At 70.4% G+C, this 14,954-nt stretch carries 18 protein-coding genes; 13 read left to right on the top strand and 5 right to left on the bottom strand.

Going from position 1 to position 14,954, the window contains the following annotated elements:
• The first annotated feature begins 101 nt into the window (after positions 1-101).
• The 9 genes from FV227_RS01040 to FV227_RS01000 all read left to right on the top strand — a co-directional run bounded on the left by FV227_RS01040 (position 102) and on the right by FV227_RS01000 (position 7,287).
• Positions 102-1,034: a quinoprotein relay system zinc metallohydrolase 2 gene (locus FV227_RS01040; protein ID WP_147858125.1), complete on the top strand. Its 933-nt coding sequence runs from the start codon at positions 102-104 to the stop codon at positions 1,032-1,034.
• A 41-nt stretch (positions 1,035-1,075) separates the two neighbouring features.
• Complete coding sequence (locus FV227_RS01035; protein ID WP_147858124.1) at positions 1,076-1,909, top strand: quinoprotein dehydrogenase-associated SoxYZ-like carrier; 834 nt, start codon at positions 1,076-1,078, stop codon at positions 1,907-1,909.
• Positions 1,909-2,505: a rhodanese-like domain-containing protein gene (locus FV227_RS01030; RefSeq protein WP_147727434.1), complete on the top strand. Its 597-nt coding sequence runs from the start codon at positions 1,909-1,911 to the stop codon at positions 2,503-2,505. Before FV227_RS01035 ends, FV227_RS01030 begins: the two co-directional genes overlap by 1 nt.
• Before the next feature lie 200 nt (positions 2,506-2,705).
• Positions 2,706-3,530: a 3-methyl-2-oxobutanoate hydroxymethyltransferase gene (gene panB / locus FV227_RS01025; RefSeq protein ID WP_147727435.1), complete on the top strand. Its 825-nt coding sequence runs from the start codon at positions 2,706-2,708 to the stop codon at positions 3,528-3,530.
• A gap of 101 nt (positions 3,531-3,631) precedes the next feature.
• Positions 3,632-3,868 carry a hypothetical protein gene (locus FV227_RS01020; protein WP_147727436.1) on the top strand — a complete coding sequence of 79 codons (237 nt, stop codon included), beginning with the start codon at positions 3,632-3,634 and terminating at the stop codon, positions 3,866-3,868.
• 105 nt (positions 3,869-3,973) lie between these two features.
• A complete protein-coding gene (locus FV227_RS01015) occupies positions 3,974-5,347 on the top strand; it encodes an MBOAT family O-acyltransferase (RefSeq protein ID WP_147858123.1) in 1,374 nt (457 codons plus the stop codon).
• Positions 5,348-5,351: 4 nt separating this feature from the next.
• Positions 5,352-6,371, top strand: coding sequence for a hypothetical protein (locus FV227_RS01010; RefSeq protein ID WP_147858122.1), 1,020 nt, complete (start codon positions 5,352-5,354; stop codon positions 6,369-6,371).
• Positions 6,372-6,547: 176 nt separating this feature from the next.
• On the top strand, positions 6,548-6,967 hold the full coding sequence (gene dksA / locus FV227_RS01005; RefSeq protein WP_147728054.1) for an RNA polymerase-binding protein DksA: 420 nt from the start codon (positions 6,548-6,550) through the stop codon (positions 6,965-6,967).
• A 140-nt stretch (positions 6,968-7,107) separates the two neighbouring features.
• The gene (locus FV227_RS01000; protein ID WP_147728053.1) at positions 7,108-7,287 is read left to right on the top strand and encodes a hypothetical protein; all 180 of its coding nucleotides are present in this window, start codon (positions 7,108-7,110) and stop codon (positions 7,285-7,287) included.
• A gap of 19 nt (positions 7,288-7,306) precedes the next feature.
• On the opposite strand, the gene flgH is transcribed toward FV227_RS01000, so the two are convergent.
• The 4 genes from flgH to flgF form a co-directional block, all read right to left on the bottom strand.
• On the bottom strand, positions 7,307-8,038 hold the full coding sequence (flgH, locus tag FV227_RS00995) for a flagellar basal body L-ring protein FlgH (RefSeq protein ID WP_147728055.1): 732 nt from the start codon (positions 8,036-8,038) through the stop codon (positions 7,307-7,309).
• Positions 8,039-8,104: 66 nt separating this feature from the next.
• Entirely contained in the window at positions 8,105-9,190 is a 1,086-nt protein-coding gene (gene flgA, locus FV227_RS00990) for a flagellar basal body P-ring formation chaperone FlgA (protein ID WP_147728052.1), read from the bottom strand.
• A 22-nt stretch (positions 9,191-9,212) separates the two neighbouring features.
• Positions 9,213-10,004 carry a flagellar basal-body rod protein FlgG gene (gene flgG, locus FV227_RS00985; RefSeq protein ID WP_147728051.1) on the bottom strand — a complete coding sequence of 264 codons (792 nt, stop codon included), beginning with the start codon at positions 10,002-10,004 and terminating at the stop codon, positions 9,213-9,215.
• A 14-nt stretch (positions 10,005-10,018) separates the two neighbouring features.
• Positions 10,019-10,759, bottom strand: a complete 741-nt coding sequence (gene flgF, locus FV227_RS00980) for a flagellar basal-body rod protein FlgF (protein WP_147841770.1) — start codon at positions 10,757-10,759, stop codon at positions 10,019-10,021.
• A gap of 280 nt (positions 10,760-11,039) precedes the next feature.
• On the opposite strand from flgF, the gene fliL reads away from it, so the two are divergent.
• The 4 genes from fliL (at position 11,040) to FV227_RS00960 (ending at position 14,224) form a co-directional block, all read left to right on the top strand.
• Positions 11,040-11,555, top strand: coding sequence for a flagellar basal body-associated protein FliL (fliL, locus tag FV227_RS00975; RefSeq protein WP_147728049.1), 516 nt, complete (start codon positions 11,040-11,042; stop codon positions 11,553-11,555).
• Between the two features lie 52 nt (positions 11,556-11,607).
• Positions 11,608-12,822, top strand: a complete 1,215-nt coding sequence (fliM, locus tag FV227_RS00970) for a flagellar motor switch protein FliM (protein ID WP_147728048.1) — start codon at positions 11,608-11,610, stop codon at positions 12,820-12,822.
• 17 nt (positions 12,823-12,839) lie between these two features.
• Positions 12,840-13,343 carry a DUF6468 domain-containing protein gene (locus tag FV227_RS00965; RefSeq protein WP_147858121.1) on the top strand — a complete coding sequence of 168 codons (504 nt, stop codon included), beginning with the start codon at positions 12,840-12,842 and terminating at the stop codon, positions 13,341-13,343.
• 128 nt (positions 13,344-13,471) lie between these two features.
• A complete protein-coding gene (locus FV227_RS00960; protein ID WP_147858141.1) occupies positions 13,472-14,224 on the top strand; it encodes a hypothetical protein in 753 nt (250 codons plus the stop codon).
• A 70-nt stretch (positions 14,225-14,294) separates the two neighbouring features.
• Here FV227_RS00960 and FV227_RS00955 read toward each other — a convergent pair whose 3' ends face one another.
• Positions 14,295-14,846, bottom strand: coding sequence for an N-acetyltransferase (locus FV227_RS00955; protein WP_147858120.1), 552 nt, complete (start codon positions 14,844-14,846; stop codon positions 14,295-14,297).
• Between the last annotated feature and the right edge of the window lie 108 nt (positions 14,847-14,954).

The following is a 14,954-nucleotide window of genomic DNA, read 5'->3' as shown; positions in this document are numbered from 1 at the left end:
AGAAATCTACCTACTAGATGGTTGGAACAATAAGTCAGGAGGTCCCGCATGTCGGGAACGGCTCAGCGCCACGCCCATGCCCGCCGCAGGGATTCCCGGCGATGAGCGCCGTGCTGACGCGCCGCGCCGCGCTCTTCGGCGGGTTCTGCCTGTGCTGCCTTCCGAAGCCCGGCTTCTCGGCCGAGTTCTTCGCGATGGAGGAGGTCGGGCCCGGCATCTTCATGCGCCGCGGACCGAACGCCGACGCGACGCCCGAGAACGACGACGCGATCGCCAACATCGGCTTCATCGTCGGCAAGGAGGCCGTGCTGGTCACGGAGTCGGGCGGCAGCCTCGCCGACGGGCAATGGCTCCGCTCCGAGATCGTGAAGCGCACGTCGAAGCCGATCCGGCACGTGGTCATCACCCACGTCCATCCGGACCATTGCTTCGGCGCCGCGGCCTTCCTGGCCGACAAGCCCAACGTCATCGGCCATGCCCGCCTGCGCGAGGCGCTCGACGCGCGGGGCGACTATTACCGCCAGCGGCTCGTCGACATCCTCGGCGCCGACAAGGCCGGCAGCGTCGTCTACCCGACGCAGGAGGTGAAGGACGGGGCCGAGGTCGACCTCGGCGATCGCACCCTGCGCTTCGCCGCACACGCCACCGCGCACACCTCCTGCGATCTCTCGATGATCGACAGCGCCAGCGGCCTGCTGTTCACCGGCGACCTGCTCTCGGTCGGCCGCATCCCCTCGCTCGACGGCAACCTCAACGGGTGGCTGAAGGAGATCGAGGGCTTGCGGGGCTCGGGCGCGACCCGGGCGGTCCCCGGCCACGGCCCGGTGTCCGTCGCGCTGGCGCCGGGGCTCGATGCGCTCGCCGGCTATCTCACCACGCTGCGCGACGAGACCCGCAAGGCCATCGCCGCCGACGTGTCGATCGAGAAGGCGGTGGGGACCGTCGCGCAATCCGAGCGCGGCAAGTGGGACCTGTTCGACAGCTACAACGGCCGCAACGTCACCGAAGCCTACAAGGAGCTCGAGTGGGAATGAGGCCCGGCACGACTTATCTTTCACGCCATCGGAGGAACGCCATGAAGTCCGCCCTTTCGTTGATCCTGAGCGCGAGCCTGTCGGCCGCCATCCTCGCCGGCCCGGTCCTGTCCGGACCCGTCCTGGCGGCCGGTGCCTCTGACACCGACGCCGAGCGCGCCGCGCGCTGGCAGGAGATCGCCAAGTTGGTGTTCGGCGACCGCAAGATCGCGCCGACCGACAGCCTCATCCGGATCGACGCGCCGAACCGCGCGATGGATGCGGCGCTGGTGCCGATCACCCTGACCATGCCGGAGAAGGACAAGATCAAGGCGGTGCACTTCGTCATCGACGACAACCCGTCGCCCTACGCCGCGCACTTCACCTTCGGCCCGGCCGCCGACCCGAGCGAACTGAAGCTCCGGGTGCGCGTGAACAACTACACCAACGTCCACGCCGTCGCCGAGACGAAGGACGGCGGCCTCTACGAGGCGGTCAAGTTCGTGAAGGCGTCGGGCGGCTGCTCGGCTCCCATGGGCATGAGCGACGAGGAGGCGATGAAGGGCATGGGCGACATGCGGATGAAGTTTTCCGGCGAGGCCGTAGCGGGCAAGCCCGTCGAGGCGACGCTGATGATCCGCCACCCGAACTTCTCGGGCATGCAGATGAACCAGGTGACCCGCGACTACACGCCGGCACGCTACATCAACAAGCTCGTCGTCACCGCCGGCGACAAGACCGTGTTCACCATGGACGGCGACATCTCGATCGCCTCGAACCCGGTGATCAATTTCGGCCTCATCCCCGAGCCCGGCAAGCCGATCAAGGTCGCCGCCACCGACAGCCAGGGCGGCTCGTGGGAGCACAGCTTCAACGCGCCGAGCCCGAGCAACTGATGCCCGCGCGCCGATCCCATCGCCTGATCCGCGTCGGCACGGCGCTGGCCGCCGCGGGTCTCCTCGCCGCGGCGCCGGCGGACTCACCGGTGAACGTGCCGGAGCCGGCGGGCCTGCACGAGGGCGTGCAGCAGGGCTACACGCCGAAGACCCTGAGCGGCGCCGTCGTCGTCGACATCGCCGCCCTCGACGCGCTGATGCCGAAGCAGCCGCTGCTCATCGACGTGGCTTTGGCCGACCGGAAGCCCGCGAACTTCCCGGCGGACCGGCCCTGGCTTCCGGCCCACCGCTCGGTGCCCGGCGCCGTCTGGATGCCGAATGCGGGCGCGGCGCCCCTCGATCCCGTACGGGAGGACCTGTTCCTGAAGCGGGTCGAGGCGCTGACCGGCGGCGACAAGGCGAAGCCCATCGTCACCTTCTGCCATCCCGATTGCTGGGGCAGCTGGAACGCCGGCAAGCGTCTCGTCCGGCAGGGCTACACCGCGGTGCACTGGTTCCCCGACGGGATCGAGGGCTGGCAGGACAAGCACGAGACCGCTGTGGTCCGAGAGGACCCCGAATGGGCGCGCAAGCCGGTCTCCGCCGGCGAGCGCTAGCGCCTTCTCGAGCGCGCCGCATGCCGGCTCGCGTGGACGCGTATCGCCCGGCCGAGCCTGACACCCTCCCGCAAAGGAAAAGCGGCGGGCGGGATTCTCGGCGCCGGACGGTGTAGAGGAGGCGCGCGGGCGATCCTGATCGGCCGCGAGCCTCCGGCCCGTCAGCCGCGGGCGAGGTGACGAGAACGGAGTCCAAGACCATGTCGCAGGTCGTGCAGTCGCGGCGCGTGATGGCGGTGGATCTCGCCAAGCGGAAGGCCGAAGGCGCCAAGATCATCGCGCTGACCGCCTACCACGCCCACACCGCCAGCATCCTCGATCCGTATTGCGACTTCATCCTCGTCGGCGACTCGCTCGGCATGGTGATGCACGGCCTCGAATCGACCCTGCCGGTCACGCTGGAGATGATGATCCTCCAGGCCCAGGCGGTGATCCGCGGCACCTCGCGGGCGCTGGTGGTGGTCGACATGCCGTTCGGGTCCTACGAGGCGTCGCGCGAGCAGGCGTTCATGAACGCGGCGCGGGTGCTGAAGGAGACCGGGGCCGGCGCGATCAAGATGGAAGGCGGCGCCCGCTTCGCCGACACCGTCGCGTTCCTGACCCAGCGCGGCATCCCGGTGATGGGCCATATCGGCCTGACGCCGCAATCCGTGAACACCATGGGCGGTTTTCGCGTCCAGGGCCGCGGCCCGGACGGCGAGCGCATCCTGATGGAGGATGCCCGCGCGATCAGCGAGGCCGGCGCCTTCGCGATCGTGCTGGAAGGCATCGTCGAGCCGGTGGCCAACGCCATCGCCCGGTCGCCGGCCGTGACCGCGCCGACGATCGGCATCGGCGCCTCGGCGGCCTGCGACGGCCAGATCCTGGTGCTCGAGGACATGCTCGGCCTGAGCGACCGGGCGCCGAAATTCGTGAAGAGCTTCGGCTCGCTGCGCGCCCACATCGAGGAGGCGGTGCGCACCTACGCCGACGAGGTCCGGTCCGGGCGCTTCCCCGCCGAGGATCACACCTACGGGCCGCGTTGAGGGCCGGTTCACCCTGTTCGGGACGAAAACCCTCGGTCGCGCATACCGGACGATCGATCGGGCGTGGTCGTGCGTTACCCTCCCGATCATTCGGAGACGGCATGGACGCGCGCTGCATCACCCTGAACAACGAGGCGGTCCGCATCGGATCGGAGCGGCTGCTTAGCCACCTCCGCAGCGAGGGCTTAAATTACGACCTCTGGGTCACCGGCACCGATTGCGGGAGCACGGTGCACCTGCGGGTCGACGACCTCACCGACAGCCTGGACAGCCGGATCCGCGCGGTACTGGTCGGAACCGCCACGATGCTGGACCTCGCGACCCGGCCCCACGCGTGAGGCGCGACGCCGTCGATTGACGCATCCCGGTCGATCCCCGACAAGGCGGCCGCCCGACGCTCGGTCCGAGCGGCGCGGCATCCCCCCGCCGCGCCGCCCCGGCCGATGCTGTTCAACTCCTTCGTCTTCCTCTTCGCGTTCCTGCCCGCGGCGCTCGCGCTGCACGCCCTCGTCGAGCGCCATCGGCCGGGCCTGCGGCTGCCGCTGCTCGTCCTGCTGTCGTTCGTGTTCTACGGCTGGTGGGACGTGCGGTTCGTGCCCCTGCTGCTCGGCTCGATCCTGGCGAACTGGCTGGTCGCCCGCGCCTTCGTCAGGGCGCCGACCCGCTGGCTGATCCCGGGTGCGATCGCGGCGAACCTCGTCGTCCTGGCGCTGTTCAAGTACCTCGATTTCTTCGCCGACCTCGCCGGCCTGATCCCGGGGATCGAGGCGCCGCGGCTCGGCTGGGTGCTGCCGCTCGGGATCTCGTTCTTCACCTTTCACCACATCATGTACCTGACCGACCTTCGGGCCGGCCGCGCGCCGGCCTTCGGGCTGACCAAGTACGCGCTCTACATCGCCTTCTTCCCGCAGGTTCTCGCCGGCCCGCTCGTGCGCTGGAGCGAGATCATGCACCAGTTCGACGAGCGCCCCTATGCGCGCCCGGATGCGGCGGAGCGGATCGGCCGCGGGCTGATGCTGCTCACCGTCGGTCTGTCGAAGAAGGTCTTCTTCGGCGATCCGCTGGCGGGCTACGTCAACCCGGTGTTCCAGGCCGCCGCCGCCAGCAAGGCGGTGACGACCGCCGAGGCGTGGCAGGCCACCCTCGGGTTTACCTTCCAGATCTACTTCGACTTCTCGGGCTACACCGACATGGCGCTGGGCATCGCGCTGCTGTTCGGGCTCGTGCTGCCGCAGAACTTCGACGTGCCGTACCGGTCGGCGTCGCTGCGCGACTTCTGGCGGCGCTGGCACATGACGCTGTCGCGGTTCCTGCGCGACTACCTCTACATTCCGTTCGGCGGCAACCGCCGCGGCCTCGCCATCCAGGTCGCGGCCCTGTTCGCGACGATGACGCTCGGCGGCCTCTGGCACGGGGCCGGGCTGACCTTCGTCGCCTGGGGAGCGCTGCACGGGGCCGGCCTCGGGGCGGGCATCCTGTTCCGCCGGGCGAACCTTCGGATGCCGATGGTCCTCGGCTGGGCGCTGACGTTCCTGTTCGTGGTGCTGACCTGGGTGCTGTTCCGCGCCACCAGCTTCGAGGCGGCGCTGATCGTGTTCAAGGGGCTGGCCGGCTTCGGTCCGTCCGGCACCGGCTTCAAGTGGCGGACCATCGCCGTCGCCGCGGCCGTGGCGACGGCCGGACCGAGCGCCTGGGCCGCGGTCCACCGCATGCCGCCGAGCCGGCTCATCGCCGCCGCCTTCGCGCTGCTGTTCGTCGTCGTGCTCCTGAAGATCGGCGACGACGGCAATTACGACTTCATCTATTTCCAGTTCTGAGCCGATGCGGACCCCGTCGCCCGACACGGCCTGGCACGATTTCGCCCGTACCGCCGTGCTGACGGCGATCGGGCTCCTGTACGGCTACCTCGCCCTCGCGATCGCGATCGATCCCTACGACAGCGGGCGCTCCACGCTGTTCTCCGTCGGCGGCGTCCGGCCCCAGGGGCCGCGCACCGCGCTCGCGGTCCGCGGGCGCGACCCGGCCTTCACGGGGGCCGTCATCGGCAATTCGCACATCCAGCTCGTCGAGCCGGCTCGCCTCTCGGCCGCCACCGGCATTCCGTTCGTGCAACTCTCCGTGCCGGCGACGGGCCCGGGCGAGCAGCTGCTGGTCCTCGACTGGTACCTGCGCCATCATCCGAAACCCGCCGCCTTGGTGATGGCGGCCGACGACTTCTGGTGCACCGACGATCCGGCGCTGCCGCCCGGCAAACCGTTCCCCTTCTGGCTCCTGGAACGCGACCCCGTCGCCTACGCCTTCGGCCTGCTGCGCTTCAACGTGGCCCAGGAGGTCGTCGGCCGGATCGGGTGGCTGCTGCACAGGAAGCGGCCGATGGCCCGCGCCGACGGGTGGTGGGATTACGAGCCGGATTATCTCAAGCTCGGGTTCGGCGGCGGCGACCGGCGCGCGCCGAGCGCGGGGCCGCCCGTGCCGGACACCCCCGATCCGCACAAGGCCGGCCCGTTCCCCGCGGCCGCGCGCCTGACCGCGATGCTCGCCCGCGTCCCACCCGCGACCCCCGTCGTGCTGGTGTTTCCGCCGATCCATGCCTCGGCCCTGCCGCGCCCGGGGACCGCCCGCGCGGCGGCCGAGCAGGCCTGCAAGGCCGCCATCGCGGCGGCGGTCGCGACCCATCCGCTCGGCAGCGTGCTCGACGAGCGCCGCGACACGCCCGAAGCGCACGACGACGCGCAGTTCTTCGACCAGAGCCATTACCGGCACCCGATCGCCCGGGCGCTCACCGATGCCGTCGCCGCCGCGATCGTCCGCCTCCGCGGTCCGTCGGCAATCCACGATTGAGCAAACCAATCTCCGTCGCACGCGCGCGACCGTGGCACCTTTGCCGCATCAATTGGCGCAGCGTGTGCAAGCACCGCAGCTTGAACGCGGGTGCGTTGTAGCAGCAATCCACCTCGACTATACGGCAGGCAATTATCGCCGCGGACCGGCCGTACGGGACTATGGAAGGGCGACGAATGGCGAAGGTGACGCTGGAGGACGGCTACGTTCCGTCCGACGACGAGCCCTTCATGAACGAGCGTCAGCGCGAGTATTTTCGGCGCAAGCTGCTCGGCTGGAAGAGCGACATCCTGCGCGAGGCGCAGGACACCCTGGTTGCGCTGCAGAGCGAGAACGAGAACCACCCCGACCTCGCCGACCGCGCCTCGTCGGAGACCGACCGGGCGATCGAGCTGCGGGCCCGCGACCGGCAGCGCAAGCTCACCGGCAAGATCGATGCGGCCTTGGCGCGGATCGAGGACCGCTCCTACGGCTATTGCGAGGAGACCGGCGAGCCGATCTCGCTGCGCCGGCTCGATGCCCGGCCGATCGCGACCCTGTCGCTGGAGGCGCAGGAGCGCCACGAGCGCCGCGAGCGCGTCTACCGCGACGACTGAATTCTCTCGCGGTGCAGCATGCGGTTTTTCAGTAACCGGACGGTCTCGACTGTGCCGTAGCCCGGAAAATCGCAAGCTGAGCCGCGGGAACCCCCGGGCTTGACCGTGCTTTACCCGATCACATCATCGGAGGCACGTCCATGGACAACGATGTTCTGATTCCGGTCCTCGCCATCGGAACGATCGTGGTCGCGACGGTGATCGCGGTCTGGCAGCGGACGCGCGTCGCGAAGATCAAGCACGATCCCACCCGCTCGGCGGTGATCTCGGGGCACGGCGAGGCGCCGCGCCCCAACCGGCCCGGCACCGAGCACACCTGATCGGAGCGTTCGGCCCTGGTCAGAACGGCAGCAGGATGTCGACGATCTGCTGGCCGTAACGCGGCTGCTGCACGTCGGTGATCTGGCCGCGTCCGCCATAGGCGATGCGCGCCTGGGCGATCTTGGTCGATTCGATGGTGTTGTCCGACTCGATGTCCTCCGGGCGGACCACGCCGGCCACGATCAGCTCGCGCACCTCGAAGTTGATCCGGATCTCCTGCTTGCCCTCGACCACCAGGTTCCCGTTGGGCAGGACCTGCGTCACGATCGCGGCGACGTTGGTCGACACGGTCTCGTTGCGCTGGACCGAGCCGACGCCGTCGTTCGAGGAGCTCGACGTGGCGGCGAGCAGCTTGTCGGGCGACACGCCGGCGGCGAGCACGGCGGCGTTCTTCTCCAGGCCGCCGGCATTCGGCAAGCCGAAATTCTCGGTGTTGCTGCGCGAGCGCTTGGTCTCGTTCGAGATGTTGGCCTGATCCGTGACGTTGACCTTCACCGTGACGAGGTCGCCGATCCGCGCGGCGCGCTGGTCCTTGAAGAAGGCGCGCGAGCCGGTGCGCCAGAGCGAGTTCGGCGCATACGAGACCGGCTGCACGTCGGGCATCGGCAGGCGGACCGGCTTGTAGCCGGCCTGCGCCGTCGGATCCTCGATCGCCGACAGGTTGGGCTGCGCGCCGACCTGGGACAGGCGGTCCATGGTGTTGCAGGCGCCGAGCCCGGCGCAGGCGACCAGCGCCGCGGCGAGGGGCATGGCGCGGCGCGGGGAGCGCGAAGGATGACGCATCGGATCGTCTCTGCCTGATCTTGATGGGTGCGGTCAGCGAAGCGTGGTTGGCGGCTCGGCGCTCGCCTGCCGCTGCGGCGGGGCCGGGCCGACCGAGACGCGGCCCGGGCCGATCACGATCGCCTGGAGAACCTTCTTCGAGGCGATGTTGACGACGTTGACCGTCGCGCCCAGCCGTCCGGCATCGGTGGCCTGGCCGCGCATCGCCAAGCTGATGCCGGGGGATTCGTAGACGATGGTCACCGCCTCGCCGCGGGCGACGAGTTCCGGCGGGGCGGTATCGCCGGTGCGGAGGATCGCGCCCTGGCTCAGCGTGCGCTGCGCGACCTCGCCGACCAGCGTCGCGCCCGAGGCCAGCGCGTTCGGCGGCGAGCCCTCCCGCGGGCGGCGCTCGATCGTCAGGTCGGCGGCGGTGACCGGCTCGCCGCGGTTGAGGGTGCGGTTGACGATGGCGACGTCGCGCATCTCGATCACCACGCCGGAGACCCGCAGCGAGGCCTGGCGCTCGCCGAGCGTCATCAACCCGCCGACGCGGCGCGAGCGCGGATCGTAGTTGAGATCGAGGGCGACGACCTGGCCGTCGAGATCGACCGGCGCCAGCAGCATCGGCCCGTCCCCGTCGAGGCGCACGCTCACCGATTTCGCGTCGACCCCGTAAGCGGTCTCGAGCGCACGGCGCAGCGCCGCCTCGATCTCCTGGGCTCCGACCCGGCGCGCGGCACGCTGCACCGCGACCTGGAGCCGGCCGCCCGTCTCGACGGCGCCGAGGTTGAGGGCCGCGACCGCCTCGAGGATGCGGCGGGCCTGAATCGTGCCGGTGGCGCCGAGCGCGGGCGCCCGGAACAGCGGGCGCTTGGCCGCCGAGCTCGGTGCGCCTTCGACGAGATCCTCGAGGGTGAGCACGTCGCCGCGCGCGGTGACGTCGCCGCGCAGGCGCATCGCCTCGTCGGCGAACGCCGGCAGCGTGTAGGCGCCGAGAACGGCCAGCGCGAGGAAAGCGAAAGCCGCGCGCAGCAGCACCGCGACGCCGAGCGGGGCGGTGCGCAGGCCGGCGGAACGCGTGATCGGCCGCAGCTCGGCCTCCTGGCGCGGTTCGTCGTAGGCGGGGGAATGGAACATGACCGTCGGGCTCCGGGCGGCGCTAGCTGCGGAACATCTGCGAGGTGGTGGAGAGCATCTGGTCGGCGGCGGTGACGACCTTCGAGTTCATCTCGTAGGCGCGCTGCGCGGCGATCAGCGACGAGATCTCGGTGACGGCGTTCACGTTCGCCTCTTCCAGGTACGATTGCTGGAGGTTGCCGAAGCCCTCGCCGCCGGGCAGCCCGCTGACCGCCGGACCCGAGGCCGCGGTCTCGATAAACAGGTTGTCGCCGATCGATTCGAGGCCGGTCTTGTTGACGAAGCGGGCAAGCTGGAACTGGCCGAGCGATTGCGGTGCGGTCTGCCCGGGCAGCGTCGCCTGCACCGCGCCGGTGGCGCTGATGGTGACGGCGGTGGCGGTGTTCGGCACGGTGATGCCGGGATCGACGAGGTAGCCGTCCCGGGTGACGAGCTGCCCCTGCGCCGACAGGTCGAAGGAGCCGTCGCGGCTGTAGGCGGTGCGCCCGTCCGGCATCGTCACGCGGAAGAAGCCCTCGCCGCGGATCGCGACGTCGTAATCCTTCTCCGTCGAGGTCAGCGTGCCCTGCGACATGATGCGGGCGGTCGAGACGGTCTTCACGCCCGATCCGATGGCGAGGCCGGCCGGAAGCTGCGTGTTCTGGTCCGAGGTCGAGGCGCCGGCGCGGCGCAGGTTCTGGTAGAGCAGATCCTGGAAATGCGGCTGCTGGCGCTTGTAGCCGGTGGTGCGAAGGTTGGCGATGTTGTTCGAGATGACCTGGACGTTGAGTTCCTGGGCCGCCATGCCGGTGGCGGCGGCGTAGAGCGCGCGCATCGTCTAGCTCCCGCTCAGGCGACGTCGGCGAGGCGGCGGATCGCCGTGCCCCGCAGATCGTCGAGCCGCGTGATCACGCTGGAGACCATGGCGTAGGTCCGGTTCACGTCCATCAGCCGGGTCATCTCGAGCACCGGGCGCACGTTGGACTTCTCCAGCGCACCCGATTCGAGGCGCCCCCTGATCCCCGCGGGCTGCGGCTGCGCGCTCGATTCGTAGAGGTTGGCGCCGGCATTGGTCAGGGTCTGCGGGTTGGCGAAGGTCACGAGCCGCACCTTCCCGCGCACGCCGAGATTGGTGGAGACCGTGCCGTCGGGGCCGATCGAGAGCCCGGTCTCCTGCGGGTTGACGGTGATCGGGCCGCCCTCGCCCTGCACCGCGTAGCCGTCGCTGGTGACGAGGGTGCCCTGCGCGTTCACCTCGAAGGCGCCGTTGCGGGTGAAGCGCACGCCCTGCGGCGTCTGCACCGAGAAGAACGCCTCGCCCTGGATCGCCACGTGGGTCGGGTTGCCGTCGGGCTCGATCGCGCCCTGCCCGAGGTCGAGCGCGGTGCCCTGGTCGATCACGTAGGAGAGGCGGCGATCCGAGCCGGCGAAGGTGTCCGCGCTCGCCGTCGGCATCAGGTATTCCTGGAAGCGCGTCGAACGGCCCTTGAAGCCTGTGGTTGAGACGTTGGCCATGTTGTTGGCGATGACGTCGAGCTCGCGCTGAAGCGCCATTTGGCTCGACACGCCGACGAGGAGGGCATTCTGCATCGTGGACTCGATCCGTCGTGCCGCGGTGGCGGCGAGGGGATATCCGCATCCCTCGTGCCAGAGTGCGAAAAACGCTTTTCGTGTTTCAAGTCAACGGCTTGGCGGGGTGATCGCAAGTCGGCCGAAACGACGGGATCGGTCCGGCGGCAAAGCCGACCCGGCAGATTGTGCCGGCTTAACGGCGCGTTAACCCTGCCGGCCGATACCGGAGCCTCGAAGGGGCCCGCACCCGATAGGCGTGGGCCCGGATGCTCACCCGACGGATCGCGGACCACCGCTCATGGCCAAGAAGCCCAAGAAAGCGGATGCCGCCGAGGGTGCCGGCGGCGAGGCCGCAGCCCCGAAGAGCAAGAAGAAGCTCATCATCATCGTCGCGGCCGCCGTGCTCCTCCTCGGCGGGGGAGGGGGCGCGTTCATGCTGAAGAAGCGTGCCGCCGCCGAGGCCGAGGCCGAGCACGCCGCCGAGGTCGCGGAGGTGAAGAAGCCGTCCATCTTCCTCGACGTCCGAGAGATGGTGATGAACCTCAGCCCTGAGGCCGGCGTCGAAAAGGCCAAGTTCGCCAAGGTCCGCATCGCCCTCGAGCTCAAGGACGCGAAGGTCGAGAGCGAGGTGAAGCCGCTGATGCCGCGGGTCGAGGACGCGCTGCAGATCTACATGCGCGACCTGCGCGGCAGCGACCTCTCCGGATCGCTCGGCCTGTATCGCCTCCGCGAGGAGCTGCTGAAGCGGGTCAACGTCGCGGTCTATCCCGCCCGCGTCGAGGCGGTGCTCTTCAAGGACGTGATCGTCCAGTAGCGACCGGCCGCAAACCCGAGCCCGACCGCGCCCCTCTGCAACCGAGCCCCTCATGGAACCCGACGACCCGAACGTGGAGGACGACTGGTCGGCAGCCCTGATCGAGCAGGGCGCCGAAGGCGGGGACGCGTCGCTCGCCGACGAATGGGGCGCCGCGCTCGCGGAGCAGGGCACCACCCGCAACGCCAGCGACGTCGCCGCCGAGTGGGCGACGATGATCGAGGACGGGGAGAGCGACAACCTTCCCGAGCTCGCCGGCAACGACCGCATCCTCAGCCAGGACGAGATCGACGACGTCGTCGGCTTCTCGCTGCGCGAGCTGTCGGCCTCGGGCGCCGGCGGCGTCCGCGCCATCGTCGATTCGGGCGTCGTCCAGTACGAACGCCTGCCGATGCTGGAGATCGTCTTCGACCGGATGATCCGGTTGCTGTCGACCTCGCTGCGCAACTTCTTCCAGGACAACGTCGAGGTCACCCTCGACAACATCACCTCGGTCCGCTTCGGCGACTACCTCAACGCCATCCCGCTGCCGACCCTGCTCGGGGTGTTCAAGGCCGACGCCTGGGAGAATTCCGGGCTGGTCACGGTCGAGTCGAACCTCGCCTACTCGACGCTCGACCTGCTGCTCGGGGGCAAGCGCGGCGGCTCGTCGAGCCGCCTCGACGGGCGTCCCTTCACCACCATCGAGATGCAGCTGGTCCGGCGCCTGGTCGAGATCATCCTCGGCGACCTCGAGCTGTCGTTCCAGCCGCTGTCGCCGGTGCGGTTCGCGATCGACCGGATCGAGACCAACCCGCGCTTCGCCACCATCACCCGGCCGGCCAACGCGGCGATCCTGATCTCGCTCCGCCTCGACATGGACGGGCGCGGCGGCCTGCTGCAGATCCTGTTCCCCTACGCCACCATCGAGCCGATCCGTGAACTGCTCATGCAGAGCTTCATGGGCGAGAAGCTCGGCCGCGACCACGTCTGGGAAGGGCACCTCGCCACCGAGATCTGGCAGGCGGACATGACGATGGAGGCGGTGCTCCACGAGATGACGCTGCCGCTGAAGCGCGTCATGGCGCTGAAGGTCGGCGACACGCTGATGTTCGACGCCAAGCCGAGCGACCTCATCACGGTCCGCTGCGGCGAGTGGGCGCTGACGCAGGGGCGGATCGGGCGCGTCGACGACAGCATCGCCGTGCAGGTGACGCGGCCGCTGCGGCGCTCGCGCACCACGCTCCAGGCCTACGAGGCCTCGATGAACAACCGAAGCGACACCTGAGCGATGGATTTTCGGTCATGAGCCTCCTCGTCACGCTCGCCGCAGACGGCCTCGTCGCCGTCTTGCTCGTCGCCACCATCGTGTCGTCGATCAAGCTGTCGCGCCGCATCGCGCAGCTGAAGGGCGACGAGGCCGCCCTGCGCCAGACCATCGGCGACCTGATGGTCGCCACCTCGACCGCCGAGCGCGCCATCGCCGGCCTGCGCAGCACGCTGGACGAGTGCGACCGCACGCTGGCGGAACGCCTCGGCACCGCCGAGCGCTACGCCGCCGACATCGCCGCGCAGGTCGAGGCCGGCGAGGGCGTGATCGCGCGCATCGGGGCGATCGTCACGCAGATGCGCGGCGCCGCGCCTCGGCCCGTCGCGCCCGAGCCGGCCGTGCAGCGCCCGACGATGCGCGTCGCGAGCGAGACTCCGGCCTCCGACGGCCCGAACGGCGAGCGCCTCGGCGCCGCCGCCGCCGCCGCCCTCGCGATGACCGAGCGCGCCCTCCACAGGGTGCGGAGCCGCGCCGCATGAGTGCTGGGCCTCCCGCCCGGACCGACCCCGCCCGAACCGCGCTCGCGGCCGCCGAGGGCGCGCGCGCGGCCAAGGTCGTCCGGGGCGCCAACAACGCGAAGGCCCTGACCGCCCTGGCGCGCGCGCGCATGCGCGCGATCCGTCCTTTGCGCCTGAGGATGATCGATGCGGTCACGCTCGCCGCCGCCGGGCTGCTGGTGCTGAAGCTCATCGCGATGTCGGTCGAGACGCCGCAGGTCGGCACCGAATTGCCGGCCCTCGCCCAGGTGCTCGCCAAGGCCCGCGCCGGCTACGAGCTGGCCGACCCCGCCACCACCGGATCGGTGACGCCCAAGGACGAGACGAAGGCGGATGCCAAGAAGCCCGAGCCGCCGCCCCAGGCTCAGCCGCCGATGCCCGAGCCAGTCTCGCTGAGCGAGCGCGCCCTGCTGGAGAAGCTCGGCGCCCGGCGCGACGCGCTCAAGCAGAAGAGCGACGAGCTGGAGCTGCGCGAGAAGATGCTCGGCGAGGCCGAGCGCAAGCTCGAGACCGGGCTCGGCGACCTCAAGCAGGCCGAGGACAAGGTCGACACATCCGGCAAGGCCAAGGCCGAGGCCGAGAAGGCCGGCCTGAAGAACCTCGTGACGATGTACGAGACGATGAAGCCGAAGGAGGCCGCCCGGGTCTTCGACCGTCTCGGCCAGGACGTCCTGGTATCGCTGGTGCTGGCGATGAATCCGCGCAAGATGGCGGAGGTGCTGGCCGTGATGCAGCCGGATGCCGCCGAGAAGCTCACCGTGGCCCTGGCCAATCGCGCCCGCGGCGTCGCCGGCCCGCAGGCCGCGGCCGGCGGAAGCCTCGGCCCGAACGAGCTGCCGGCGATCGAGCCGGGCAGCCGCTGAGCCGCCCGGCTACGCTTCCGTCGCGCCACCCGGGTACGCGGCCGTGCCGCCCCGGCCGGCTCGGTCGCGCTCAGGCGGCGCGTCGTCGGCCGTCCGCCGCGCCCGCCGTGCCGAGATCCGCCGGGGCATCGAGGACGCCCGACGCCCGCACCAATCCTTCGGCGCCGGTGAGCGCGCCCGCCCGCAATTCGAGGCCGAGGAAGCGTTCGCGCGCGAACGGGCCGGGCAGCGTGAGGCCGGCCGCCAGCGCCCCCGAGAAGCCGAAGCGGTCGTAGTAGGGCGCATCGCCCACAAGCAGCACGGCGCCGTGCCCGAGGGATTCGGCCCGGCCGAGGGCGGCATGCATCATGACCCGGCCGAGGCCCTGGCGCTGCAGCGCCGGGTCGACGGCGAGCGGCCCGAGAAGCAGGGCCGGCCGGGCGCCGGCCTCGACGGTCCAGAGCCGCAGCGTCCCGATCAGGCGCCCGTGGCGGGTCGCCGAGAAGGCGAGGCCGCGGGCGGGCAGGCGGCCTTCCCGCAGGCGCTCCGAAGTCTTCGCGCGGCGGTTCGCGCCGAAGCAGGCGTCGAGCAGGCGCTCGCGCGCCGCGACGTCGAGATGATGCTCCGCCCGGATCTGGATCATGACCGTAACCGCCCCGTCATGGCGTGACGCTCGAGGATCCGCGCATCCCCGCCGGCGACCGGATGAGAGCCGGCCGATCGGGATGCGCGGTCTGGGTTCAGATGCCCT

It is taken from the genome of Methylobacterium sp. WL119, from assembly GCF_008039875.1.
In the GTDB taxonomy this organism is placed as follows: domain Bacteria; phylum Pseudomonadota; class Alphaproteobacteria; order Rhizobiales; family Beijerinckiaceae; genus Methylobacterium.
The sequence above is the reverse complement of the archived record's forward strand: the minus strand, read 5'-3'. Positions and strand labels throughout refer to the sequence as shown.

Excerpts from the sequence above, each read along its gene's own strand:
- FV227_RS01040 (WP_147858125.1), top strand. The coding sequence starts at position 102 with ATGAGCGCCGTGCTGACGCGCCGCGCCGCGCTCTTCGGCGGGTTCTGC.
- FV227_RS01035 (WP_147858124.1), top strand. The coding sequence starts at position 1,076 with ATGAAGTCCGCCCTTTCGTTGATCCTGAGCGCGAGCCTGTCGGCCGCC.
- FV227_RS01030 (WP_147727434.1), top strand. The coding sequence starts at position 1,909 with ATGCCCGCGCGCCGATCCCATCGCCTGATCCGCGTCGGCACGGCGCTG.
- panB (WP_147727435.1), top strand. The coding sequence starts at position 2,706 with ATGTCGCAGGTCGTGCAGTCGCGGCGCGTGATGGCGGTGGATCTCGCC.
- FV227_RS01020 (WP_147727436.1), top strand. The coding sequence starts at position 3,632 with ATGGACGCGCGCTGCATCACCCTGAACAACGAGGCGGTCCGCATCGGA.
- FV227_RS01015 (WP_147858123.1), top strand. The coding sequence starts at position 3,974 with ATGCTGTTCAACTCCTTCGTCTTCCTCTTCGCGTTCCTGCCCGCGGCG.
- FV227_RS01010 (WP_147858122.1), top strand. The coding sequence starts at position 5,352 with ATGCGGACCCCGTCGCCCGACACGGCCTGGCACGATTTCGCCCGTACC.
- dksA (WP_147728054.1), top strand. The coding sequence starts at position 6,548 with ATGGCGAAGGTGACGCTGGAGGACGGCTACGTTCCGTCCGACGACGAG.
- FV227_RS01000 (WP_147728053.1), top strand. The coding sequence starts at position 7,108 with ATGGACAACGATGTTCTGATTCCGGTCCTCGCCATCGGAACGATCGTG.
- flgH (WP_147728055.1), bottom strand. The coding sequence starts at position 8,038 with ATGCCCCTCGCCGCGGCGCTGGTCGCCTGCGCCGGGCTCGGCGCCTGC.
- flgA (WP_147728052.1), bottom strand. The coding sequence starts at position 9,190 with ATGTTCCATTCCCCCGCCTACGACGAACCGCGCCAGGAGGCCGAGCTG.
- flgG (WP_147728051.1), bottom strand. The coding sequence starts at position 10,004 with ATGCGCGCGCTCTACGCCGCCGCCACCGGCATGGCGGCCCAGGAACTC.
- flgF (WP_147841770.1), bottom strand. The coding sequence starts at position 10,759 with ATGCAGAATGCCCTCCTCGTCGGCGTGTCGAGCCAAATGGCGCTTCAG.
- fliL (WP_147728049.1), top strand. The coding sequence starts at position 11,040 with ATGGCCAAGAAGCCCAAGAAAGCGGATGCCGCCGAGGGTGCCGGCGGC.
- fliM (WP_147728048.1), top strand. The coding sequence starts at position 11,608 with ATGGAACCCGACGACCCGAACGTGGAGGACGACTGGTCGGCAGCCCTG.
- FV227_RS00965 (WP_147858121.1), top strand. The coding sequence starts at position 12,840 with ATGAGCCTCCTCGTCACGCTCGCCGCAGACGGCCTCGTCGCCGTCTTG.
- FV227_RS00960 (WP_147858141.1), top strand. The coding sequence starts at position 13,472 with ATGCGCGCGATCCGTCCTTTGCGCCTGAGGATGATCGATGCGGTCACG.
- FV227_RS00955 (WP_147858120.1), bottom strand. The coding sequence starts at position 14,846 with ATGATCCAGATCCGGGCGGAGCATCATCTCGACGTCGCGGCGCGCGAG.